Annotated in this window: 25 protein-coding genes; 13 read left to right on the top strand and 12 right to left on the bottom strand. The window is 70.5% G+C overall.

All coding sequences use genetic code 11. From position 1 onward, the window contains the following. Positions 1–59: 59 nt before the first annotated feature. The 4 genes from BJ991_RS14055 to thyX all read right to left on the bottom strand — a co-directional run bounded on the left by BJ991_RS14055 (position 60) and on the right by thyX (position 4403). Entirely contained in the window at positions 60–1736 is a 1677-nt protein-coding gene (locus BJ991_RS14055; protein ID WP_179490974.1) for a ribonuclease J, read from the bottom strand. 87 nt (positions 1737–1823) lie between these two features. Then, on the bottom strand, positions 1824–2801 hold the full coding sequence (gene dapA, locus BJ991_RS14060) for a 4-hydroxy-tetrahydrodipicolinate synthase (RefSeq protein ID WP_179490975.1): 978 nt from the start codon (positions 2799–2801) through the stop codon (positions 1824–1826). A gap of 64 nt (positions 2802–2865) precedes the next feature. Then, positions 2866–3627, bottom strand: a complete 762-nt coding sequence (locus tag BJ991_RS14065) for an SDR family NAD(P)-dependent oxidoreductase (RefSeq protein WP_179490976.1) — start codon at positions 3625–3627, stop codon at positions 2866–2868. Positions 3628–3656: 29 nt separating this feature from the next. Beyond that, a complete protein-coding gene (gene thyX / locus BJ991_RS14070; RefSeq protein WP_343048776.1) occupies positions 3657–4403 on the bottom strand; it encodes an FAD-dependent thymidylate synthase in 747 nt (248 codons plus the stop codon). 127 nt (positions 4404–4530) lie between these two features. On the opposite strand from thyX, the gene BJ991_RS14075 reads away from it, so the two are divergent. The 4 genes from BJ991_RS14075 to BJ991_RS14090 all read left to right on the top strand — a co-directional run bounded on the left by BJ991_RS14075 (position 4531) and on the right by BJ991_RS14090 (position 6975). After that, positions 4531–4971 carry a thioredoxin domain-containing protein gene (locus tag BJ991_RS14075; RefSeq protein WP_179490978.1) on the top strand — a complete coding sequence of 147 codons (441 nt, stop codon included), beginning with the start codon at positions 4531–4533 and terminating at the stop codon, positions 4969–4971. After that, entirely contained in the window at positions 4964–5545 is a 582-nt protein-coding gene (locus BJ991_RS14080) for a DUF4395 domain-containing protein (protein ID WP_179490979.1), read from the top strand. The genes BJ991_RS14075 and BJ991_RS14080 overlap by 8 nt, the downstream gene beginning before the upstream one ends. 94 nt (positions 5546–5639) lie before the next feature. Then, on the top strand, positions 5640–6065 hold the full coding sequence (locus tag BJ991_RS14085) for an OsmC family peroxiredoxin (RefSeq protein WP_179490980.1): 426 nt from the start codon (positions 5640–5642) through the stop codon (positions 6063–6065). Continuing rightward, complete coding sequence (locus BJ991_RS14090) at positions 6058–6975, top strand: TIGR01777 family oxidoreductase (protein WP_179490981.1); 918 nt, start codon at positions 6058–6060, stop codon at positions 6973–6975. The genes BJ991_RS14085 and BJ991_RS14090 overlap by 8 nt, the downstream gene beginning before the upstream one ends. A gap of 34 nt (positions 6976–7009) precedes the next feature. Here BJ991_RS14090 and BJ991_RS14095 read toward each other — a convergent pair whose 3' ends face one another. Next, positions 7010–7471 carry a hypothetical protein gene (locus BJ991_RS14095; protein ID WP_179490982.1) on the bottom strand — a complete coding sequence of 154 codons (462 nt, stop codon included), beginning with the start codon at positions 7469–7471 and terminating at the stop codon, positions 7010–7012. Beyond that, positions 7468–8280: a 4-hydroxy-tetrahydrodipicolinate reductase gene (dapB, locus tag BJ991_RS14100; RefSeq protein ID WP_179490984.1), complete on the bottom strand. Its 813-nt coding sequence runs from the start codon at positions 8278–8280 to the stop codon at positions 7468–7470. Before dapB ends, BJ991_RS14095 begins: the two co-directional genes overlap by 4 nt. A gap of 56 nt (positions 8281–8336) precedes the next feature. Here dapB and BJ991_RS14105 point away from each other — a divergent pair, with 56 nt between their 5' ends. Next, complete coding sequence (locus BJ991_RS14105; RefSeq protein ID WP_179490985.1) at positions 8337–8807, top strand: GNAT family N-acetyltransferase; 471 nt, start codon at positions 8337–8339, stop codon at positions 8805–8807. Between the two features lie 6 nt (positions 8808–8813). Here the strand turns inward: BJ991_RS14105 and BJ991_RS14110 are convergent, their stop codons facing one another. The 3 genes from BJ991_RS14110 to BJ991_RS14120 all read right to left on the bottom strand — a co-directional run bounded on the left by BJ991_RS14110 (position 8814) and on the right by BJ991_RS14120 (position 13142). After that, positions 8814–9416, bottom strand: coding sequence for a histidine phosphatase family protein (locus BJ991_RS14110; RefSeq protein ID WP_179490986.1), 603 nt, complete (start codon positions 9414–9416; stop codon positions 8814–8816). 108 nt (positions 9417–9524) lie between these two features. Continuing rightward, entirely contained in the window at positions 9525–10589 is a 1065-nt protein-coding gene (locus BJ991_RS14115) for an aldo/keto reductase (protein WP_179490987.1), read from the bottom strand. 276 nt (positions 10590–10865) lie between these two features. Then, positions 10866–13142 carry a polyribonucleotide nucleotidyltransferase gene (locus BJ991_RS14120; protein ID WP_179490988.1) on the bottom strand — a complete coding sequence of 759 codons (2277 nt, stop codon included), beginning with the start codon at positions 13140–13142 and terminating at the stop codon, positions 10866–10868. 327 nt (positions 13143–13469) lie between these two features. Between BJ991_RS14120 and BJ991_RS14125 the strand changes: the two genes are divergently transcribed. The 7 genes from BJ991_RS14125 (at position 13470) to BJ991_RS14150 (ending at position 18003) form a co-directional block, all read left to right on the top strand. Beyond that, a complete protein-coding gene (locus tag BJ991_RS14125) occupies positions 13470–13652 on the top strand; it encodes a DUF5302 domain-containing protein (RefSeq protein WP_179490989.1) in 183 nt (60 codons plus the stop codon). A gap of 17 nt (positions 13653–13669) precedes the next feature. After that, the gene (locus tag BJ991_RS18680; protein ID WP_281363931.1) at positions 13670–13804 is read left to right on the top strand and encodes a hypothetical protein; all 135 of its coding nucleotides are present in this window, start codon (positions 13670–13672) and stop codon (positions 13802–13804) included. Between the two features lies 1 nt (position 13805). Beyond that, positions 13806–13991, top strand: coding sequence for a hypothetical protein (locus BJ991_RS14130; RefSeq protein WP_179490990.1), 186 nt, complete (start codon positions 13806–13808; stop codon positions 13989–13991). A gap of 55 nt (positions 13992–14046) precedes the next feature. Next, on the top strand, positions 14047–15381 hold the full coding sequence (locus tag BJ991_RS14135; protein WP_281363988.1) for an MFS transporter: 1335 nt from the start codon (positions 14047–14049) through the stop codon (positions 15379–15381). A 71-nt stretch (positions 15382–15452) separates the two neighbouring features. Further along, positions 15453–15815: a helix-turn-helix transcriptional regulator gene (locus tag BJ991_RS14140; RefSeq protein WP_179490994.1), complete on the top strand. Its 363-nt coding sequence runs from the start codon at positions 15453–15455 to the stop codon at positions 15813–15815. Next, positions 15812–17200: a permease prefix domain 1-containing protein gene (locus tag BJ991_RS14145; RefSeq protein WP_246301107.1), complete on the top strand. Its 1389-nt coding sequence runs from the start codon at positions 15812–15814 to the stop codon at positions 17198–17200. Before BJ991_RS14140 ends, BJ991_RS14145 begins: the two co-directional genes overlap by 4 nt. A gap of 5 nt (positions 17201–17205) precedes the next feature. Next, a complete protein-coding gene (locus tag BJ991_RS14150) occupies positions 17206–18003 on the top strand; it encodes a DNA/RNA non-specific endonuclease (protein WP_343048777.1) in 798 nt (265 codons plus the stop codon). 25 nt (positions 18004–18028) lie between these two features. On the opposite strand, the gene BJ991_RS14155 is transcribed toward BJ991_RS14150, so the two are convergent. The 3 genes from BJ991_RS14155 to BJ991_RS14165 form a co-directional block, all read right to left on the bottom strand. After that, positions 18029–18691, bottom strand: a complete 663-nt coding sequence (locus BJ991_RS14155; protein ID WP_179490996.1) for a CE1759 family FMN reductase — start codon at positions 18689–18691, stop codon at positions 18029–18031. Continuing rightward, on the bottom strand, positions 18688–19938 hold the full coding sequence (locus BJ991_RS14160) for an LLM class flavin-dependent oxidoreductase (protein ID WP_179492832.1): 1251 nt from the start codon (positions 19936–19938) through the stop codon (positions 18688–18690). Before BJ991_RS14160 ends, BJ991_RS14155 begins: the two co-directional genes overlap by 4 nt. Before the next feature lie 147 nt (positions 19939–20085). Continuing rightward, positions 20086–20967, bottom strand: coding sequence for an alpha/beta fold hydrolase (locus tag BJ991_RS14165; protein WP_179490999.1), 882 nt, complete (start codon positions 20965–20967; stop codon positions 20086–20088). Positions 20968–21094: 127 nt separating this feature from the next. Between BJ991_RS14165 and BJ991_RS14170 the strand changes: the two genes are divergently transcribed. Then, on the top strand, positions 21095–22297 hold the full coding sequence (locus BJ991_RS14170) for an acyltransferase family protein (RefSeq protein WP_179491001.1): 1203 nt from the start codon (positions 21095–21097) through the stop codon (positions 22295–22297). Positions 22298–22312: the final 15 nt, after the last annotated feature.

Here is a 22312-nt window from a genome sequence, read left to right on the forward strand (position 1 = left end):
ATCGCCCGGTAGGCACGCGGCGCACCGCGCGGGCTTCGCGCACCGCGGATCCGGCGGTGCTACGCCTCGATGACGAGCGGCACGATCATGGGGCGCCGACGCAGCGATTGGTTCACCCAGCGGCCGATCGTGCGCCGCACGACCTGCGACAGCGCGTGCGTGTCGCGCACGCCCGACTGCGCCGCCTCGGTCAGCGCCGCGGCGATCTTCGGCTTGACGGAGTCGAACACCGCATCGTCCTCGGCGAACCCGCGCGCGTGGATCTCGGGCCCCGAGATGATCTTCCCCGTCGCGGCGTCGACCACGACGATGACCGAGATGAAGCCCTCCTCGCCGAGGATCCGGCGGTCCTTGAGGTCGGCCTCGGTGATCTCGCCCACGGTCGAGCCGTCGACGTAGACGAAGCCGAGGTCGAGCTGGCCCACGACGGATGCCTCGCCGTCGCGCAGGTCCACGACGGTGCCGTTCTCGCCGATGATCGTGCGTTCCGGCTCGATCCCGGTGTCCTGTGCGAGGGCGGCGTTCGCGCGCAGGTGGCGGAACTCCCCGTGCACCGGCAGCACGTTGCGCGGCTGGAGGATGTTGTAGCAGTACAGCAGCTCCCCCGCGGCCGCGTGACCCGACACATGCACCTTCGCGTTGCCCTTGTGCACGACGCTCGCGCCGAGCTTCGTGAGGCCGTCGATGACGCGGTACACGGCGTTCTCGTTGCCGGGGATGAGACTCGACGCGAGGATCACGGTGTCGCCCGGGCCGGGCTCGATCTCGTGGTCGAGGTTCGCCATGCGCGACAGCACCGCCATCGGCTCGCCCTGCGACCCCGTTGACATGTAGACGATGCGGTCGTCGGGCAGCTCGCGCGCCTGCTTGTAGTCGATGAGCACGCCCTCGGGGACGTTCAGGTACCCGAGCTCCTCGGCGATCGTCATGTTCCGCACCATGCTGCGCCCGAGGAACGCGACCCGGCGGCCGTGCGCGTGCGCGGCGTCGATCACCTGCTGCACGCGGTGCACGTGGCTCGCGAAGCTGGCCACGATGACGCGCCGCGGCGCCTTCGCGATCACCTGGTCGAGCACGGGGCCGATCGACCGCTCGAGCGGCGTGAAGCCCGGGACATCCGCGTTCGTCGAGTCGGGCAGGAAGAGGTCGACCCCCTCCTCCCCCAGCCGCGCGAACGCGCGAAGGTCTGTGAGCCGCCCGTCGAGGGGCAGCTGGTCCATCTTGAAGTCGCCGGTCGCGAGCACGGTGCCCGCGGGCGTGCGGATCGCGACCGCGAGCGCGTCAGGGATCGAGTGGTTCACCGCGATGAACTCGAGGTCGAACGGCCCGATGTTCTCGCGCTGCCCCTCGGTGACCGTGAGGCTGTACGGCTTGATCCGGTGCTCCTTGAGCTTCGCCTCGGTCAGCGCGAGCGTGAGGCTCGAGCCGAGGATCGGGATGTCGCTCTTCAGCTTGAGCAGGTACGGCACCGCGCCGATGTGGTCCTCGTGACCGTGCGTGAGCACGAGGCCCACGATGTCGTCGAGGCGCTCCTTGATCGGCTCGAAGTCGGGCAGGATCAGGTCGACGCCGGGCTGGTGCTCCTCGGGGAACAGCACGCCGCAGTCGAGCACGAGGAGCTTGCCGGCGTACTCGAAGACCGTCATGTTGCGGCCGACCTCGCCGAGCCCGCCGAGCGGCGTGACGCGCAGCGTGCCTTGGGCAAGAGCCGGCGGGTCGTACACGGTGTTGGGCATTGATCGCCTTCCGATCGCCATTCTTCAGCGGATGCGACGGCATCCGCCTCTCGCGTCACGTGGCGCTGCGCGCCCGACGGACCGCCTTCATCTCGTCGTGCCGGAGACCTTCGGCAGAGCGCCGCCCGCGGCGGCGTTGCGGTCGGGGCGGAAGTTCGAGAAGTCGACTCCGGGGACGTCGTGCACGAGGGCGAGCTCGTCCTCGATCATCGCGGCCTCCCACTCCTCCGGCCCCACGAGCGGCAGCCGCACGCGCGGACTGCCGATGCGGCCCAGGCCGTGCAGGATGTACTTCGCCGACACGGTGCCGGGCACGTGCGTCATGACCGCCCGCACGAGCGGCTCGAGCTTCTTGTGCGCGGCCGTCGCGCGGTGCAGATCGCCCGCGTTCACGGCGTCGACGATCTCGCGGTAGGGCTGCGCGGCGACGTTCGCGGTGACGCCGATGAGTCCCGTCGCGCCGATCGCGAGGTGCGGGAGCACGTTCGCGTCGTCGCCCGAGAAGTACATGAGGTCGGTCTGGTTGAGCACACGGCTCACCTCGCTGAAGTCGCCCTTGGCGTCCTTGATCGCGAGGATGTTCGGATGCTTCGCGAGACGCAGGATCGTCTCGTACTTGATCGGCACGCCCGTGCGCCCCGGGATGTCGTACAGGATCACGGGGAGGTCGGTCGCGTCGGCGACGAGCCGGAAGTGCGTCAGGATGCCGGCCTGCGTGGGCTTGTTGTAGTACGGCGTCACGATCATGATGCCGTCGGCGCCGGCGCGCTCGCTCGCCTTGTAGAGCTCGATCGCGTGCGCGGTCTCGTTGGAGCCGCCGCCGGTGATGATCTTGGCGCGGCCGGATGCCACGTCCTTGCCGACCTCGACCAGCCGGACCTTCTCGGCGTCGGTGAGCGTCGACGTCTCGCCTGTGGTGCCGGTCACGACGACGCCGTCGGCTCCCGCCGTGATGACGTCGTCGATGTGCTTGTCGACGGCGGGCCAGTCGACCTCGCCGTCGGCCGTCATGGGGGTGACGAGCGCGACGAGCACCTGTCCGAAGGGGTTGCCCGTATGCGTCATGGTCTTCAGGTTATCGGTTCGCGAGGGGGCGGCCGTTCCGTGTTCCGGCCTGTGTCGAACCCGCTCACCGGCCCCGGCTGGCGGCCGACGCGACGATGCCCGCGGGCAGGACTCGCGTCACGGCGACGATCGCCTTGTAGCGCAGTGAAGGGATGGACACGGCCTTGCCGCGCGACGAGTCGCGCAGCGCCTGGCCGACGACCGCGGGAGCCTCGAGCCACATCAGGTGCGGCACGCCTTCCTGGCCGGGCGGGAGCCCGGCGCGCTCGTGGAAGTTCGTGTGCGTGTAGCCGGGGCACACCGCGGTGACCGTGACCCCGCGCGGACGGTAGGCGGTGTTCGCCCACCGGCTGAAGCTCACGACCCACGCCTTGACCGCGCCGTAGGTCGAGCGCGGGGTGAAGGCGGCGACCGACGCGACGTTGATGATGCGCCCGTGGCCGTGCGCGAGCATCGACTGCAGCGCCGCGTGCATGAGCCGCATGGGCGCCTCCACGTGCACGGCCAGATGACGCGCCTCGTCCTCGACGTCGTTGCGCTCGAACGCGAGCGGCAGCCCGAACCCCGCGTTGTTCACGAGCACTTCGATCGGGCGCTCCTCGTCGACGATGCGCTCGACGACCTTCGCCCGCTGCCGCGGCTTCGCGAGATCCGCGACGAGCACCTCGCACTGCACGCGATAACGCGACGTGAGGCGCCCGGCGAGCGCCTCGAGTGCGTCGCGGTCGCGCGCGACGAGCACGAGGTCGGCGCCCCGCGCGGCGAGCTGCCGCGCGAACTCGGCCCCGAGGCCGGAGCTGGCTCCCGTGATGAGGGCTGTCGTCACATCTCCTCCTGTGGCATCCGTCCTCGCGCTTACGGCGCGACTCGGCCGTTGGCGTTGAACGCGGCGTGCGTGAGCGGCATGAGGTCACGCCAGATGGCCTCCATCTTCTCGGCGCACATCTCGATCTCGCGCTGCGGGAACGACGGGAAGTGCGTGCCTTCCACCTTCGTGCGCAGCGAGAGGAAGTTCATGAGCGAGCGCGCGTTCATCGTCACGTACATCGACGAGTAGATGTTCAGCGGGAGCACGATCCGCGCCACCTCGCGCGCGACGCCGGCGTCGAGCATCCGCTGATACGCGCGGAACGCGTGCACGGCTGCCTCGCGGGTCGCCTCATCGACGATCGCCGCCTGCTCGGGCGTGCCTTCGAGGAATTCGTACGCGCCGGGCTTGCCGACCTGGACGAGCCGACGGTCGGGAGCGGGGACGTAGAACACCGGCCGCAGCTCGCGGTAGCGACCGGACTCCTCGTTGTACGACGCGATGCGGTGCCGCATGAACTCGCGGAACACGAAGATCGGCGCCTGCACGTAGAAGGTCATCGAGTTGTGCTCGAACGGCGAGCCGTGGCGGTCGCGCATGAGGTAGTTGATGAGGCCGCGATCGCGGGCGGATGCCTCGGTGCCCGCCGCCGCGGACTCGAGCGTCTGCTCGCCCATCGTCGACACTCGCGCGGCGAAGAGCACGTCGGAGTCGGACGCGCTCGCGCGCACGATCTCGACAGTGACGTCGCTGCGGAACTCGATCTCGGTCTCGGTGATGGCTTGGTCGGTCACGCCTGCCACCCTAGCCGCGCCCGCCCCCATCGCCGAGGATCGACGGCGGGCGTCGTGTTACGCGGCTTTCGTCATACTGCGCCGCATCCGGCCTCCATTCAGGTGGTTGCAGTTAGCCTGTGTGGTTGTGGATCTTGTGAGCGCGTTCGTCGGCCTCGCCGTGCTGCTCACGGCGACGGTCGCCCTCGGCGTCTTCCTCCGCTGGCGTCAGAACCGGCCGCGCCGCCACATCGCGCACGAGATCGTGCAGCCCGAGCGCCTCGGGGCCGACGGCCTGGGCGAGAACGCGACGCTGCTGCAGTTCTCCACCGAGCTGTGCGCGCGCTGTCCTGGAGTCCACCGCACGCTCGCCGCGGTGGCCGCGGCCCACGACGGCGTGCGCCACCTCGACATCGATCTCACGCACCGGCCCGACATCGCGCGCCACTTCCACGTGCTGCAGACCCCGACGACCCTCATCCTCGACAGCAACGGCGCAGTCCAGACCCGATTCGGCGGCGCCCCGAACCGCGACGTGCTCGAGCTCGAGCTCGCGCGGCTGACCTCGGAGACCACCAGCCATGTCTGACTCCCCCGCATACGGCATCGACCCCCGAGGACCCCGTTTCGCGGCGGGCATCACGAGCCTCCTGCTGGCCATCGACGTGCTCCTGGGGCTCACCGGCCTGTCGACCGCGCGCGCGGGCGCCGAGTGGTTCGCGTACGCGCCCCTCGCCGATGCGACTTTCGTGCCGGGCGCGGAGTGGGCGATCAGCTACGCGTCCGTCGGTCAGCGCATCCTCGACCCCGCGTTCCTCCTGCTCGTGGTGATCGCGCTCCTGTTCCTGTGGGGCGTGCTCTCGCCGCGCACCGCGCCGTGGGGCGTGCTCTACCGCAAGGCGGTGCAGCCGCGACTCACCCCGCCCACCGAGCTCGAGGACCCGCGCCCGCCGCGCTTCGCGCAGGGCGTCGGCCTGTTCGTCACCGCGATCGGCCTCGCGCTCCACCTCGCCGGAGTGCCGTGGGCACTGCCGATCGCGGCTGCCATGGCCTTCGTCGCGGCGTTCCTCAACGCCGTGTTCGGGCTGTGCCTCGGGTGCCAGCTCTACCTCCTCCTGCAGCGCGTCGGCCTGGTCGGCCGCGAGCGCGCGTCGGCCGCCTGACGCGGTCCTGTCAATCCGTCCCGTTGCACGAGCAGCCTCGTTAAGCTGACGGGGCGGCGTCCGATCGGCGGATGCCGGCGACAAGGAGGTTCCGATGACCGTCACGAGCGAAGCCAGCACCGCTTGGAAGGGCAGCCTTGCCGACGGCCAGGGCACCGTCACCCTGGTGTCTTCGGGCACCGGCACGTTCGATGTGAACTGGAAGGCCCGCAGCGAGGGGTCGAGCTCCACGACGACTCCGGAGGAGCTCATCGCCGCGGCGCACTCATCGTGCTTCAGCATGGCGCTGTCGCACGAGCTCACTCAGAACGGCACTCCGCCCGAGTCGATCGACACGACGGCATCCGTCACGTTCACGCCGGGCACCGGCATCACCGGCAGCCACCTCAACGTCAACGCGGTCGTGCCGGGCATCGAGCCCGAGGACTTCGAGCGCATCGCGCAGGCGGCGAAGGTCGGGTGCCCGGTCTCGCAGGCGCTCGCCGGCGTCGAGATCACCCTCGAGGCGACACTTGCCTGAACCCGGTCGTGGCCGGCGCGTCGTCATCGGCGGCGCGTCCGGCCTGATCGGGCGCGCGCTTGCCGACAGTCTTCGTGCGGACGGCGTGGCGGTGACCCGGCTCGTCCGGCGGCCCGCCGAGGATCCGGACGAGGTCGAGTGGCTCAGCCGCCCCGAGCCGCTGGACCCGGCCGTGCTCGATGGCGCGGACGCCGTCGTCGGGCTCAACGGCGCGAGCATCGGCCGCTTCCCGTGGACGGGGAAGTACAAGAACACGCTCCTGTGGTCGCGCATCACGCCGACGCAGGCGATCGCGCGCGCCGTGCGAGAAGTGGGGCCGGATGCCCCGCCCTTCGTTTCCGCGTCGGCGGTCGGCTACTACGGCTCCGCTCCCGGCCGGCGGCTGACCGAGGACTCCCCGCGTGGCGAGTCGTTCCTCGCGGATCTGTGCGGCGAATGGGAGACGGCCGCCTTCGCGGCGGGCACGCGGGCGCGCGTCGCGGTGCTGCGGACGGCGCCGATCGTGCACGCGGACGGCATCCTGAAGCCGCTCATGCTCCTCACCCGCGTCGGTGCGAGCGGCCCTGTCGGACGGGGCACACAGGCGTGGCCGTGGATCTCGCTCGAGGACGCGGTGCGCGGCATCCGTCACGTCATCGACTCAGGTCTCGAGGGACCCGTCAACCTCACGGGACCCACGCGCGCCACGGCCAACGACCTCGGGTTCGCGCTCGCGCGGCGCATGAACCGGCCGTACCTCGTACGCGCGCCCGAGTGGGGCATGCGGCTCGTGCTCGGCCGCGACGCGACCGACGCGCTGCTCACGTCCGACATGCACGTCGTGCCCGAGAAGCTCGAGGCGTCCGGCTTCACGTTCCGGCACCCCCGTGTCGAGGACGCGGTCGCCGCGGCGGTGCCGGCTGCCGACTGACGCCGGCCCGGCTCGGGACGGGCCCGCCGGGGCCTCAGCTCCCGGCCGCGGCCTTCCGCTCGCCCGACTCGAGGCGGATCGCCCGCCGCACGGCCTCGCGCGCACGGCGCCGGTCGCCGGCCGCATCGTACGCGAGCGCGAGGCGGTACCAGGCGCGCCAGTCCGCTGGGTTCTCCTCGACGTCACTGCGGTACTTCGGGAAGACGGCGTCGCCGTCCTCGCGCATCACGCGGCCGCTCGGGCGCACCGCCACCTCTTCACTCGGCAGGGCCCCTTCTGCCTCGAGGCGGCGCGCGAGCTGCTCGGCCCGGAACCCGAACCACAGCTCGCGCCCGAGACCCCACGCCGCGATGAGCGGAAGCACGACGAGGGCGACGCCCATCAGGACGCCGACCGCGTCACCGCTCATGAGCAGCAGGACCGCCCGTTGCCCGACGAGCAGGATGTACAGCGCGAGCGCGGCCGCCATGACGACGACCCCGATGCGCGCGCTCATGCGGGGGTCACGCCGGCGACCTGGCCCGAGACGTCTCCGTCGCTCACGGGCGGCTCCTCGACCACGCCGGGCACGCGTACGCCGAGGTCGATGAAGCTGTCGAGGCCGACGGTGACGCCCCGGGCGTCGCGCGCCGCGCGGAGGGCGATGCGGATGCCGGGCGCATACGCGAGCGCGGGATCCAGCGTGTCGTGCGTGATCGTCACCGACTCCCCCGGCCCGGACAGGATCACGTCCTGCTTGGCGACGACCCCCGGGCGGCGCAGCGAGTGCACAGGCACGCTCGCGACCTGCTGACCGCGGGCGCGCTGATCGACGTGCGGCGACTCGACGGGGCCGACCGCACCGCGCGCCGCCGCGATGAGCTCCGCGGTGCGCACGGCGGTGCCGCTCGGCGAGTCGATCTTCGTCTCGCGGTGCGCCTCGACGATCTCGATCGACCGGAAGAAGGGTGCCGCCGCGGCGGCGAGCGCCGTGCTGAGCACCGACCCCAGAGAGAAATTCGGGATGAAGACCGCGCCGGTGCCCGCGGCGGTCACGAGCGGGCGCACGAGCGCGATGCGTTCGGCCGACCATCCCGATGTCCCGACGAGCACGTTGATGCCGCGATCGATGGCCCCGCGCACGACGTCGATCGAGACGGCCGGCGACGACGCGTCGACCACGAGGTCGGCGCCGTCGAGCTCGTCGAGCGTGGATCGCGATGACAACACGGAGTGCACTTCGAAGCCGTCCTCGGCCTTGACGACGGAGCGGATGATCCCGCCGAGCTTGCCTGTCCCGCCCACGATGGCCACGCGCGTCGTCATGCGTCCAGCCTAATCGCGCACGAGGAGACGCCGACCGGCCGACCTAGGATCGAAGGATGGCCGAAATCGTCGAGGCATCCGTCGACTCACCCGAAGCGCATGCCCTCCTCGCCGACTACTTCGCGCTGCGCGCCGAGATCTTCCCCGGCGGCGGCTACCGCACGGTGTTCCCCGATCCCGCGGCCTTCGAGCCGCCGGCCGGAGTGTTCGTGATGGTGAGCGACGACGACGGCACGCCCGTCGGCTGCGGCGGCATCCGCCGCGTCCCGGACGGCCCTGCGGGCATCCGCTACGAGGTCAAGCACCTGTACCTCGCCCCCGCGACGCGCGGGCGAGGATGGGGCCGGATGCTCCTCGCCGACCTCGAGCGCCGGGCGCGCGAATGGGGCGCCGCCGAGCTCGTGCTCGACACCCACCACACCCTCGAGGCCGCGGGCGGTCTCTACGCGGCGAGCGGGTTCACGCAGATCGAGCCGTACAACGACAACCCGAACGCGACCCGCTGGTACGCCAAATCGCTCGCCTGAACAACGTCAGACGGGGTAGGCCTCGGGCAGGCCGGTGCGCAGCTCGACGGGCAGGTGCGCCATGTCGTTGTGCGACACGAGCGTCCACGGGCGGCCCTGCTTCTGCGCGATGACGGTGAGGCCGCAGTGCGCCTGGTTGAGCGTCATCCACCGCCACTCGGGCGCCTGCAGGACCTCGCGCACGAACCATGCGATGACGAAGTTGTGCGTGATGAGCAGCTCGTGCACCTCGCCCGGGCGGCGCACGAGGAACTCGCTCACGGCGTCGCCCATCTGCGCGCGCCCCGCTTCGATCTCGGCGTCGGTGACGCCGCCGAAGAAGGGCTCGAACGCCGCCGGCGTCTCGGGGGTCATGCCGGTCGGGACGCAGTCGAACAGGAGCGCCGAGGGCTCGGGGTTCACCGACGGCATGCGGTCGGCCACCGCGTGCGCGGTCTGGCTCGCGCGCTCGAGGGGCGAGTGCCACACGGCGTCGAACGGCACGCCGGACATGCGATCGGCCAGGAGCGCGGCCTGTCGGCGGCCGCGCGGCGAGAGGGGTCCGTCGGCGAGACCGTGCTCGGCGTCCTGATGCTCGCCGTGCCGCACGAGGTAGATGTAGTGCGTCACACCAGCTCACTTCGTCGGGGGGATTGCGCGCTCGGAGGCACCCCTCCACCCTACGACAACGTCACGCACGAGCCCGCCCGTCCGCACGGACTGTGGACAGCCCGAGGACTATTCAGACGCGCGACCGATGTCGGCGAGCTGCGCGCGGTTGAGGCGGACGCCCACACCCTGCACGAGCTCCTCGACGTGCTGCGGAGCGAACGCGTTGATGATCGGCGCCGTCACGAGCCGCTGCGCGAGCAGCCAAGCCACCGCGACCGCGGCGTCGGGCACCCCGAGCTCGGAGCCGACCGCGTCCAGCGCGCGCAGCGTGCGGCTGCCGCGCCGATTGAGGTTCGCCGCGAGCTGAGCGCCGCGCACCGAGAGCGCACCGCGTACGCGCGTGCGGTGCCGGCCCGCGAGGAAGCCGTGCTCGAGCGCGTGCGACGGAGTCACGGCCATGCCCTGCGCACCGGCGACGAGCCGCAGGTCGTCGTCGAACTCGTGGCGGCGCAGGACGTTGTAGGGGACGTCGAGCACCGTGATGCGCGGGAAGCCCGCCGATGCGAAGATGCGCGCCTCGACGAGCTGCGCGGCCGAGTAGCCGATCGCCGCGAGGGACCCGATCTTGCCGGACTCGACGAGCCACTCCGCCGTCGCGAGCGTGTCTTCGAGCGCGGTGGACGTGTCGGCCGTCGCGTCGAGGTACAGCACGTCGATGCGATCGGTGCGCAGGCGCGTGAGCGACGACTCGACCGCACGCACGAGGTTGACGGGGCCGAGGCCGGGGTGGTCGGGGTTGCCGCCGACGCGCACCATGAGCACGATGTCGTCGCGGATGCCGCGCGAGTGCAGCCACTGCCCGACGATGTGCTCGCTGCGGCCTCCCGAGAAGCTGTCGGCGGTGTGCAGCGCATTGCCGCCCAGCTCGATGAACGCGTCGATGATCGCGTGGCTGGACTCCAGGTCGACGTTCCAGCCGAACTCGGCGCCGCCGAGGATGAGCGGGAAGACGTCGAGCCCGGTCTCGCCGAGTCGGACGCGGACGCTCTCGCCGACGGAGGGACCCTGCACCGGGATGGGCGCGGACGGGTGCGGAGCAGGGGGCGCCGCGGCATCCGTCGCCTGTGCGGCCACTGCCACGCCGGCCAGATGCGTCGTCGTTCGCTTCGAATCGACGTCGAAGTAAGCCATGTGCCACACCCCCTCACGATGTCCTAGAGGACGAATCGTGACCTTTTGATGCCTTTGTGCCCCCCGGCACGTAACTACAGGCTAGGACAGGCCACAGACAACACCGGACGTTGAGGGGAACCTACGGTAAACATTGCGTAACGCTTGCATCACGATGAGTCACGGATGCCGCGGGCCGTCCCCCATTCGGAGGACAGGAGCCGGTGTGGACCGAAGACGGGAATGCCCGCCCCTGCCCAAAACGGGAGGGGCGGGCATCCGGGATCCGAACTGCGATCAGCCTTCGGCAGGAGCCTCGGGGCCGACGCTCGCAACCGCACGGCTCTCCTGGTCGGCCTCCTCGAGCACCGGCTCCAGCGACAGCTTGCCGCGGTCGTCGATCTTCGTGATGCGCACGAGCAGCTTCTGCCCGACGCCCAGCACGTCCTCGACGTTCTCGACGCGCTTGCCGCCGGCGAGCTTGCGGACCTCGCTGACGTGCAGCAGGCCGTCCTTGCCGGGCAGGAGCGAGATGAACGCGCCGAAGGTCGCGATCTTCACGACCGTGCCCAGGAACTGCTCGCCGACTTCGGGGTTGGTCGGGTTGGCGATCGCGTTCACCTGGGCGCGCGCGGCCTCGGCCGACGGGCCGTCGGTCGCGCCGATGTAGACGGTGCCGTCCTCCTCGATGGAGATCTCGGCGCCGGTCTCGTCCTGGATCGCGTTGATCGTCTTGCCCTTGGGGCCGATGAGCTCGCCGATCTTGTCGACCGGGATCTGCACGCTGATCACGCGCGGGGCCGTCGGGGCCATCTCGTCGGGACCGTCGATCGCCGCGTTGATGACATCGAGGATGCGCATGCGCGCGTCCTTGGCCTGCTGAAGCGCCGCCGACAGCACCGACGACGGGATGCCGTCGAGCTTCGTGTCGAGCTGGATCGCCGTGACGAACTCGCTCGTGCCGGCGACCTTGAAGTCCATGTCGCCCAGCGCGTCCTCGGCGCCGAGGATGTCGGTCAGCGCGGCGTAGCGCGTCTGGCCGTCCACCTCGTCGGACACGAGCCCCATCGCGATGCCCGCGACCGGAGCGCGCAGCGGCACACCGGCGTTGAGCAGCGACAGGGTCGACGCGCACACCGAGCCCATCGACGTCGAGCCGTTCGAGCCCAGCGCCTCGGACACCTGGCGGATCGCGTAGGGGAACTCCTCACGCGACGGCAGCACCGGGACGAGCGCGCGCTCGGCGAGGAATCCGTGGCCGATCTCGCGGCGCTTGGGGCTGCCCACACGACCCGTCTCACCCGTCGAGTAGGGCGGGAAGTTGTAGTGGTGCATGTAGCGCTTGTGCGTGACGGGCGACAGCGAGTCGATCTGCTGCTCCATTTTGAGCATGTTCAGCGTGGTGACGCCCAGGATCTGGGTCTCGCCGCGCTGGAAGATCGCCGAGCCGTGGACGCGCGGGATGACCTGCACCTCGGCGTCGAGCGGACGTATGTCGGCGAGGCCACGACCGTCGATGCGGACGCTCTCGGTGAGGATGCGACCGCGCACGATCTTCTTGGTCACGGACTTGTAGGCGGCCGAGAACTCGATCGTCGCGACGGCAGGAAGCTCGTTCGCCTCGACCGCGGCGATGAGCTCGCCCTTGACCCGCTCGCGGATCGCGTCGTCGGCGTTCTGACGCTCCTGCTTGTCGGCGATCTGGTACACCGGCACGAGCTCGTCGTACGCGCGGGCGGCGACGAAGTCGTAGGTCTCCTGGCTGTAGGGCAGGAACACGGGATACGGCTGGATCTCCTTCGCCGCCGCGTTCGCCACGACGTTCTGCGCGGCCACGAGCTCGCGGATGAAGGGCTTCGCCGCCTCGAGGCCCTGAGCGACGATCTCCTCGCTGGGCTTGGTGGCGCCGGCCTTGATGAGGTTCCAGCTGTGCTCGGTCGCCTCGGCCTCGACCATCATGATCGCGACGTCGCCGTCCTCGAGCACGCGGCCCGCGACGACGAGGTCGAACACGGCGTCCTCGAGGACCTTCGTGTTCGGGAACGCGACCCACTGGTCGGAGTGCTCGCCGTGGCCTGGAACGAGCGCGAGGCGCACGCCCGCGATCGGACCCGAGAACGGCAGGCCCGAGATCTGGGTCGACAGCGATGCCGCGTTGATCGCGAGCGCGTCGTAGAACTCACCCGGCGCGATCGAGAGCACCGTCACGACGATCTGGACCTCGTTGCGCAGGCCGTCGACGAACGACGGACGCAGCGGGCGGTCGATCAGGCGGCACACGAGGATCGCGTCGGTGGAGGGACGGCCCTCGCGACGGAAGAACGAGCCGGGGATCTTGCCGGCCGCGTACGAGCGCTCCTCGACATCGACCGTCAGCGGGAAGAAGTCGAAGCCCTCACGGGGCTGCTTGCTGGCGCTGGTGGCCGACAGGAGCATCGTCTCCTCGTCGAGGTACGCCGCCACGGCGCCCTGGGCCTGCTGGGCCAGTCGTCCGGTCTCGAACCGGACCGTGCGGGTGCCGAAGCGTCCGTTGTCGAGGACGGCTTCGGCGAACGTGATTTCAGGACCTTCCAAGAGGTCTCTCCTTCTTTGTTTAGCCTCGCCCGGCCGTCTGCCGGACGAGGGTCTATCGAAGGAGCAGGAACAGGCAGATCTCGACGCGCGGCATCGCCGCGGGACTCGCCAGCGCTGGTCACCAGTCGAAGATCACCCGCCGCATCGCGTCGGGGAACCCACCACAGGGGACCAGCTTCCTGCCGGCCTGCTCCGTGAGGCTCATTTTGAGTTGAGCGGATGCCGCGAAGGCAGCCTTGTCGATCCTAGCAGTGCGGCTTCTGGCCACCCACCTGGGGGTATTCCGCGCAGGTGGCGACCCGTGGGCGGCACCCCTAGGGTGGGGGCATGAGCACCGACGACAAGCCGGCGGGCGCGGCATCCGATGAGATGAAGCGCAAGTTCAAAGAAGCACTCGACAAGAAGAACGCGCAGCACCGCGAGGGCGAAGCGCACCTGGACGGCGACTCGTCCGTCCACGGCACGCACGGCGCGATCACGAAGCGAGAGTTCCGCCGCAAGAGCGGATGACGCGAAGGAGCACGGCGATGGTCTTCGATCCGACGTTCCACGAGATCTCCGGCGACGCCGGCGAACTGCCCGACCTCGACGGCTCCGACCCCGGCGCCGCTCCGTTGGAGGACGTCGACGCCGCGGATCTGCCGCCGGAAGGCGAGGAGTGACATGAGCGACTTCCGCGAACGGATCCCCGACGACGAGCGCGAGGTGCCGATCGACGACGAGGACGAGCTGGAGCTTCCGCCGCCGACGATCGACCCGCTCGAGTCGGTCGAAGAGGAGTTCGACGACCAGGAGCTCGAGGGCCGCGAGGCGGCCATCGAGGCCGGGGAGATCGACCCTGACGACTGACCCCTCGGCCCGGGAGTCGCCGGCGCGGGCCGGTGCCGCCTGGATCGTCGCCGCGCTGTGCACGGGCACGGCGCTGAGTGCGCTGAATTCGGGCATGATCGCGGTCGCCCTGACCACGCTTCGCCGCGAGTTCTCGGTCGACGTGGCGACCGTCACGTGGGTCATCACCGTCTTCTACCTCACGTCAGCCGTGCTGCAGCCGCTCATGGGGCGGCTCGCCGACCGGTACGGCGCCCATCGCGTCTTCACGTTCGGCATGATCGTCGTCGCGATCGCGGGCGCCACGGGTCCGTTCGCACCGTCTCTCGAGTGGGTGTGCGTCGCGCGGGTCGTTCTCGCGGTCGGCACGGCCGCCGCGTTCCCGTCCGCCGCCGCGCTCCTGCGCTCGCTCGCACCACGGGGCGGCTTCGACGCGGCCCGGATCATCGGACGGATCCAGCTCATCGACACGAGCGCGGCTGCCATCGGGCCCGTGGTCGGCGGTGCGCTCATCCTTGCGGCGGGCTGGGAGGCGGTCTTCTGGATCAACGTGCCGCTCGCGGCGCTTGCGATCGTCAGCACGCGCGTCCTCATCCCGCGCGACGAGCCCCGCGACCGCGTTCCGCTCCGGCGGACGCTGAGCGAGTCCGACATCCCGGGCCTGGTCGCGTTCGCGGCGACGGTCGCCGCGACGCTCATGTTCCTGCTCGCCCTCCCCGACGGGCCGGAATGGCCGCTGCTGGCCGTCGCGGTCGTCGCCTGCGCGCTCTTCGCATGGCGCGAGCCGCGAGCGCGCGTTCCTTTCATCGATCTTCGGCTCCTCGCCGCGAACCTGCCGCTCGTGCGCGTCTACGTCCTCTTCGTCATCGCGAACGTCGTGCTGTACGGCACGCTCTTCGGCATCCCGCAGTACCTCGAGGAGGACGCGTCGTACTCGACCGCGATCGTGGGAGTCATGCTCGTGCCGCTCGCGGCGTTCAACGCGGTGCTCGCCCGCCCGATCGAGCGCCTCATCGACCGGTGGGGCGTCCGCCGCACGATGCTCGCGGGCGGCGCAGGGCTCGTCGTGGCGACCGCGGCGCTCCCGCTGCTCGCCCTGTCGCCGCAATGGTGGATCGTCCTGCTCGTCATGGCGGCCGTCGGCATCCCGTACGCGTTCGTGCTCATCTCGCTCACGCAGTCGCTCTACCGCACGGCGCCGCCCGCGATCGTCGGCCAGGCGGCCGGGCTCTTCCAGACGGCGCGGTCGATCGGCTGCATCTCGGCGGCGGCGGTCGTCGGCCTGTCGTTCTCGGGATCGGTGGGAGCGGACGACTGGATCGTGCTCTCGCTCGTGGTCGCGGCCGCGGCACTCGTGCTCGCCGTGACGATGGCGGCGACGGGCCGCCCGGCCGGCGCGCGTGCCGCGTGAATTCGCCCGCACTCGCGTGTTACCTTGTAGTTCTATGTACCTAGCAGTTCTAGGTATACGGAGGTGACACGGTGCGCATCGGGAAGGACCTCGTGGCGGCGGTCGCGACGCCCCTCGTGCTCGGAATCCTGGCCGAGGGCGAGTCGTACGGGTACGCGATCCTCCAGCGCGTGAGCGAGCTCTCAGACGGTGAGCTCGAGTGGAGCGACGGCATGCTCTATCCGCTGCTCCACCGCCTTGAGCGGCTCGGCTACGTCGAGGCGTCGTGGGGCATGTCCCCCACGGGCCGCCGGCGGCGTCACTACCGGCTGAGCGCGAGCGGCCACGCCGCCATCGCGGACCAGCGCCGGCAATGGGAGGTCGCCAGCGCCGCGCTCAAGCGCGTGTGGGACGACCGCGGGAGCGCGCGAGTGGCTCTCGCGTGGGCGGCATGAGCACGTCAGGAGGGGTTGGGATGGCCGGAGGCGAGCAGCTCGAGGAACGCATCGCGCAATGGCGGGAGTTCGTCTCGCGGCGCGACGCGATCGCGCGCGACGTCGACGAGCTCGAGAGCCATCTGCGCGACCAGATCGACGGGCTCCAGGCGTCCGGCCTCGCCCCCGACGAGGCGTTCCTCATCGCGGTCAAGCGCATGGGTCGGCTCGACGAGCTGTCCCAGGAGTTCGCTCGCGAGCATTCCGAACGGCTGTGGAAGCACCTGGTGATGCCGGATGCCGCGCCCGAGGCATCCGACCCGCGCACTCTCTGGCTGGCACTCGGTCTCGCCGTCGGTGCCGCACTGGCCGTCCGCCTCGCGTCCGTGCTCCTGCCGGGCGGACCCACGGCCGCCCTCGTGAACACGAGCGTGCTCGTGCTGCCGTTCCTCGCGATCCACTTCCTCGTGCGCCGCCGCGCGAGCGTCGTGACGACCGTCGCGGTGCTCGTGCCGTTCGCGGTCACGGCCGTCGTTCTGAACGCGTACCCGTTCGAGCCCGACGGCATGACGCAGGCGCTGTCGGCGATGCACGCGATCGTGGCGATGTGGCTCGTCGTCGGCATCGCCTACGCCGGCGGGGCATGGCGCTCGAGCCGCGCGCGTATGGACTTCATCCGGTTCTCGGGCGAATGGCTCGTGTATTACGCGCTCATCGCCCTCGGCGGCGCGGTGATCATCGCGATCACGCTGGGGGTGTTCGGGTCGATCGGCATCGACGCGCAGCCGTTCGTCGGAGAGTGGCTGCTGCCGTGCGGCGCCGCCGGCGCGGTGCTCGTGGCGGCGTGGCTCGTCGAGGCGAAGCAGAGCGTGGTCGAGAACATCGCCCCCGTGCTGACGAAGGTCTTCTCTCCCCTCTTCACGCTCCTGCTGCTGGCGCTGATCGGCGCGTGGATCGTGCAGGGGGTGCTCGCCAGCAGCGAGGGCACGATCGTCGTGTTCGGCGAGCGCGACCTGCTGATCATCTTCGACGTCGTCGTGATCTTCGCGCTGGCGCTTCTGCTCTACTCGCTCTCGGCGCGCGATCCGCTGCGGCCTCCGGGCTGGTTCGACCGCCTCCAGATCGTGCTGCTGGCGAGCGTGCTCGTCGTCGATGTGCTCGTGCTCGTGTCGATGGTCGGCCGCATCGCGGAATACGGTTCGAGTCCGAACAAACTCGCGTCGCTCGGGCTCAACCTGATCCTGCTCGTGAACCTCGTCGGGGCGACGTGGCTGCAGACGCGGTTCGTGTTCGGGCGCGAGCGCTTCGCCACGCTCGAGTCGTGGCAGACCGCCTACCTGCCGGTGTACCTCGCGTGGGCGGCGGTCGTCGTGGCGATCTTCCCCGTGGTCTTCGGGTACGTGTAGGGCCCGTGTACGACGAGGAGTTCCTCGGCATCCGCGTGCCACTCCCCCGTGCCACCGTTCCGGGCGAGCTGCGCGAGCTCGCCTACCCGCGGTTCACCGTGCTCCTCGACACGCGGCGGCGCCTCGCGCGCGTCACGGGCGTGAACGTCGATGGCGCGACGCTGCTCGACCTTCCGCGCGAGGGCGAGTGGCGGCTCGACGAGCGCGTTCCCGCGGCGGCGCAGACCGGCCCCGAGCTCTACGCACGCAACGACCTCGACCGCGGCCACCTCGTGCGCCGGCGGGACCCCGGCTGGGGCACTCCCGCCGAAGCGCGCACTGCGATGGCCGCGACCTTCTTCTACCCGAACGCGGCTCCGCAGGCGAGCGCGTTCAATCAGTCGAAGGACCTGTGGCTGGGTCTCGAGGACCACGTGCTCGAATACGCGGATGCCACCGACCAGCGCATCTCGGCCTTCACGGCACCCGTGCTGGCCGACGACGACCCCGTGTACCGCGCCGTCGGGATCCCACGCCGGTTCTGGAAGATCGTCGCGTGGGCGGATGCGTCGCCCGGTGGGCGCCTGAGAGCGGCGGGGTTCGTGCTCGATCAGTCGGAGCTGCTCGACGTGAGTGAGGGCGCGCTGACGGTCGCGCCGCTCGGCGGGTTCCGCACGTTCCAGGCCCCGATCGCACATGTCGAGCGACTCGCCGGGATCGACGCGGGGCCGCTCGTCGATGCCGATGTCCTGCCGCGGACGACGGTGCGCGGAGAGGCCGCGTGGCGGCCCCTCCGCACAGTCGACGACATCGTGCTGCGGTGACCTCGACCGGCGTCCGCCGGGCGCCCTACTCTCCCGCGAGGCCACCCAGCAGGTGACCGAACGAGCGGCCCTCGCCGAGGTAGCTCTCCGGGTCGAACGGGTCGGACGCGGTCGCCGGGTCCTTGCGCGCGATCGCGTCGGCGAACTCGCGCGCGGCCTTGTCGATGCGCTCCGACAGCGACGCGACCTGGTCGCCCGAGCCGCCCCAGTCGCTCGAGGCGGCGAACACGCCCGTCGAGATGGGCTCGGCGTGCAGGTAGGCGAACAGAGGACGGATCGCGTAATCGATGGCGAGCGAGTGCCGCGCCGTCCCGGCGTTCGCGCCGATGAGCACGGGCTTGCCGGTGAGCGCGTCGGGGTCGAGCACGTCGATGAACGACTTGAACAGTCCCGAGTAGCTCGTCGAGAAGATCGGCGTGACGGCGATGAGAGCGTCGGCGGAGACGACCGCGTTGATCATCGACTCGAGGGCCGGAGGCGCGAATCCCGTGAGGAGGTTGTTCGTGATGTCGTGCGCGTAGTCGCGCAGCTCGAACACGTCGACCTCGATCTCGATGCCCTCCCCATCCGGCCCCTGAGCCCGGCGAAGGGCTGCAGCGGACGCGGCCGTCAGGCGGTCGGCGAGCATGCGCGTCGACGACGGGTTCGACAGCCCCGCCGAGATGACGGCGATGCGACGGGCGGTCATCGGCTCGTCTCGGTTCGCTGGCTCGCCGCCCGGTTGGCGGCGGTGGCTGCGACCCCGAACGCGGCGCCCGCGGCGGCGACGGGCATCGTCGCGTGGGCGTCCTGGTACGGAGACCCGGCGGTGAGGTTGTCACCGCGGTTCTCGCCCGGCACGGCCTGGCGCGGCTCGCCGTCGCCGTAGGTCGCCTTCACTCGCGCGGCGTGGGTCGGGGCATCCGGAATGTCGGCAGCGCGGTTCTTCTGCAGCTCCTTGCGCAGCACCGGCACCACCTCGCCGCCCAGGATGTCGAGCTGCTCGAGCACGGTCTTAAGCGGCAGCCCCGCGTGGTCCATGAGGAAGAGCTGGCGCTGGTAGTCGCCGAACGAGTCGCGCATCGCCGCGTAACGGTCGATGACCTGCTGCGGCGAGCCGACGGTGAGCGGCGTCATCTCGGTGAAGTCCTCGAGGCTCGGGCCGTGCCCGTAGACCGGCGCGTTGTCGAAGTACGGGCGGAACTCGCGCACGGCGTCCTGCGAGTTGGACCGCATGAACACCTGGCCGCCGAGGCCGACGATCGCCTGCTCGGGAGTGCCGTGGCCGTAGTGGGCGTAGCGCTGGCGGTACAGGGCGATCAGCCGCTGGTAGTGCTCCTTCGGCCAGAAGATGTTGTTCGCGAAGAAGCCGTCGCCGTAGTACGCGGCCTGCTCGGCGATCTCGGGGGTGCGGATCGACCCGTGCCACACGAACGGCGGAATGCCGTCGAGAGGGCGGGGCGTGGCTGTGAAGCCCTGCAGCGGCGTGCGGAACTGGCCCTCCCAGTCCACGACGTCCTCGCGCCACAGGCGGTGCAGGAGGTTGTAGCTCTCGAGCGTGATCGGCAGGCCCTGGCGGATGTCCTTGCCGAACCACGGGTACACCGGGCCGGTGTTGCCGCGGCCCAGCATGAGGTCCATGCGCCCCTGCGAGACGTGCTGCAGCATCGAGTAGTCCTCGGCGATCTTCACCGGGTCGTTCGTGGTGATGAGCGTCGTCGCGGTGGAGAGGATGAGCCGCTCGGTCTGGCCAGCGATGTAGGCGAGCGTCGTCGGAGGCGACGACGACCAGAACGGCGGGTTGTGGTGCTCGCCGAGCGCGAAGACGTCGAGACCGACCTCTTCGGCGTGCTTGGCGATGGTGACGGTCGCCTGAATGCGCTCGGCCTCGCTCGGCGTGCGGCCCGTGGTGGGGTCGGGCGTGATGTCGCTCACGGTGAAGATGCCGAACTGCATCCCCGGCCACGTGCTGCTGGTGTCGTTCACGATCTCTTCCGCTCTCGGATGCCGGAGCATCCGTATCTATGCAAATGAATGTAACTCGTGCAACGCCTACGCGCCAAGGTTATTCCCGAAGCCCCCGAACGGCTCAGGACGCTCTGCTCACGCCTCGGCGAACAGTGCGAGCATGTCGCGCACGACCTGGTGCGGCGTCGCCTCGCACGGCGCGTGGCCCGTCGGGTACACCGCGATGCGCGCACCGATGAGCGCCGCGTACTCGACGTGCTGCGCCGTGGGCCACAGATCGTTGTCGCCGACGACGATGAGCTTCGGGATGTCGATGGCGGCGATCTCGTCGAGGACGTCGGGAGTGTCCATCATGAGGCGCACCACATCGTCGATCGCCTCGCGCCGCGTGACGTCCATGCGGTCGCGCACGAACGAGATGCGCTGCGAGGGCGACCGATTGAGGTTGTAGCGGATGCCCCACAGGATCAGCCCCGCCGCCTTGTGCGGGTCCATATCGGACAGCGGCCCGATGTGCCGGACGCCGCGGAACACCTGGCCGACTGCGGGCGCCGACGACATGAGCGTGAGGCTCGAGAAGAGGTCGGGCCGCTCGACGAGGGCGAGCTCCGAGACGATGCCGCCGAAGCTGTAGCCGAGCACGTGCGCGGGGGCCGGGCCGTCCTCGAGCACCGCGACCAGATCGTCGACGAACAGCCGGTAGTCGAAGCGGTCGCGCGGCGGGACGAGGTTGTGCGGCCCCGCCTCGACCGACTCCCAGTGCCCCGCGAGGTCGTAGGACTCGACGCGATAGCCCGCCGCGGCCAAGAGCGGGAACATCAGGAGGAAGTCCTCCTTCGAGCCGGCGAAGCCCGACACGAGCACGACGCGCGGCGCACTCGGGTCGCCGAGGGCCACCCGGGCGAGCGGACCGCTCGGAGCCGGCACGGCTTCGCGCACCGAGCCGGGAGGGAACGTGCGCCAGTCGATGTCGGGAATCACCTGGTCGCGCGCAAGCGCGTCGTCGATCGTGGTCATCGCGCCGATGAGACTACAGCCTCGCGGCCCCGGACAGCGGGCGGCGCGTCGCACGGCACGCCGCGGACGGCACGCGGTCAAGCCCCTCTCGCCCGCGCGGAAGCGGGGATAGTGTGGCTTCGCCGCCATGACCGATTCACAGAACGCGGCCGCGGCCGCGGCATCCGGATCCCCCGCCTCGCCGGCGACGGGGGGCGTCGGCACGCCGCGGGCGAAGCGCCGAGTGCCGTTCTGGGACAACGCGCGATTCGCCTGCATCACGCTCGTCGTGCTCGGACACGCGCTCCAGCGGCTCACGTACGACTCCGACATCGCGCTCGGGCTGTACTTCGTGATCTACGCGTTCCACATGCCCGCGTTCGCGCTCATCTCGGGCTACTTCTCGCGCTCCGATTCGCCGAACCGGCGGCAGATGGCACGCGTGATCACCGACATCCTCGTGCCCTACGTGATCTTCGAGGCATTGTGGACCCTCACGAAGTGGCTGGTCGAGGGGCAGGCGAACCCGAACCTGACGCAGCCCTCGTGGACGCTGTGGTTCCTCCTCGCGCTCGGCATCTTCCGGCTCGTGCTGCCGTACCTCGCGCTCTTGCGCTGGCCGCTCGCGTGGACGATCGTCATCTCGATCGGCGCCGGCTACCTGCCGAACATCGACTCGACGCTGTCGCTCTCGCGCACGATGGGGCTGCTGCCCTTCTTCACGCTCGGCTGGTGGCTGCGCGAGCACGACGTCGTCGACCGCCTGCGGCTGCTCGACCGGCGGCCGTGGTGGGTGTTCGCGGGTGCCGTCGGCGCGTTCGCGGTCGCCGGGTGGGTCGCGTGGTTCTTCATCGACGACTGGCGCGAGATGAACCTCGGCGGGTGGCTGTTCTACGACGAGAACTACTCCTCGATCGGCGGCACGCAGTGGTGGGCCGGCGGCGTGCGGCTCGCGCTCATCGCGATCGCCCTCGTGCTCGTGACGGCGTTCCTCGCACTCGTGCCGCGCGGCACGCACTGGTGGACGCACTTCGGCCAGTACACGATGTACGTCTACCTGCTGCACTCCTTCGTGCTGTACCCCTTCCGCGAGTCGGGCGTGCTGCGTGACCTCGAGCCGACGTGGCTGTGGCTGCCGATCGTGATCGTGGCGTCCGTGCTCATCGCGCTCGGCCTCGCGACCCGCCCCGTGCGGTGGGTGTTCCGCCCGTTCGTCGAGCCGCGGCCGGCGTGGCTGTTCGCCGATCCCCACCTGGCGGGGCGCGAGGGGCGGCGGAGCGATCCGACGGGCTCACGCCGCCCGCGCGAGGCGCGGCGGCCCGCGCGGCAGCCCGACGAGCGCCGCCGCTGATCCGCCGCGCCGGCG

It is taken from the genome of Microbacterium immunditiarum, assembly GCF_013409785.1.
Taxonomy (GTDB): Bacteria; Actinomycetota; Actinomycetes; order Actinomycetales; family Microbacteriaceae; genus Microbacterium; species Microbacterium immunditiarum.

Excerpts from the sequence above, each read along its gene's own strand:
- BJ991_RS14160 (WP_179492832.1), bottom strand. The coding sequence starts at position 19,938 with ATGCAGTTCGGCATCTTCACCGTGAGCGACATCACGCCCGACCCCACC.
- dapA (WP_179490975.1), bottom strand. The coding sequence starts at position 2,801 with ATGACGCATACGGGCAACCCCTTCGGACAGGTGCTCGTCGCGCTCGTC.
- BJ991_RS14145 (WP_246301107.1), top strand. The coding sequence starts at position 15,812 with ATGAGCACGTCAGGAGGGGTTGGGATGGCCGGAGGCGAGCAGCTCGAG.
- BJ991_RS14155 (WP_179490996.1), bottom strand. The coding sequence starts at position 18,691 with ATGACCGCCCGTCGCATCGCCGTCATCTCGGCGGGGCTGTCGAACCCG.
- BJ991_RS14055 (WP_179490974.1), bottom strand. The coding sequence starts at position 1,736 with ATGCCCAACACCGTGTACGACCCGCCGGCTCTTGCCCAAGGCACGCTG.
- BJ991_RS14115 (WP_179490987.1), bottom strand. The coding sequence starts at position 10,589 with ATGGCTTACTTCGACGTCGATTCGAAGCGAACGACGACGCATCTGGCC.
- BJ991_RS14130 (WP_179490990.1), top strand. The coding sequence starts at position 13,806 with ATGAGCGACTTCCGCGAACGGATCCCCGACGACGAGCGCGAGGTGCCG.
- BJ991_RS14125 (WP_179490989.1), top strand. The coding sequence starts at position 13,470 with ATGAGCACCGACGACAAGCCGGCGGGCGCGGCATCCGATGAGATGAAG.
- dapB (WP_179490984.1), bottom strand. The coding sequence starts at position 8,280 with ATGACGACGCGCGTGGCCATCGTGGGCGGGACAGGCAAGCTCGGCGGG.
- BJ991_RS14105 (WP_179490985.1), top strand. The coding sequence starts at position 8,337 with ATGGCCGAAATCGTCGAGGCATCCGTCGACTCACCCGAAGCGCATGCC.
- BJ991_RS14085 (WP_179490980.1), top strand. The coding sequence starts at position 5,640 with ATGACCGTCACGAGCGAAGCCAGCACCGCTTGGAAGGGCAGCCTTGCC.
- BJ991_RS14170 (WP_179491001.1), top strand. The coding sequence starts at position 21,095 with ATGACCGATTCACAGAACGCGGCCGCGGCCGCGGCATCCGGATCCCCC.
- BJ991_RS14165 (WP_179490999.1), bottom strand. The coding sequence starts at position 20,967 with ATGACCACGATCGACGACGCGCTTGCGCGCGACCAGGTGATTCCCGAC.
- BJ991_RS14080 (WP_179490979.1), top strand. The coding sequence starts at position 4,964 with ATGTCTGACTCCCCCGCATACGGCATCGACCCCCGAGGACCCCGTTTC.
- BJ991_RS14095 (WP_179490982.1), bottom strand. The coding sequence starts at position 7,471 with ATGAGCGCGCGCATCGGGGTCGTCGTCATGGCGGCCGCGCTCGCGCTG.
- BJ991_RS18680 (WP_281363931.1), top strand. The coding sequence starts at position 13,670 with ATGGTCTTCGATCCGACGTTCCACGAGATCTCCGGCGACGCCGGCGAA.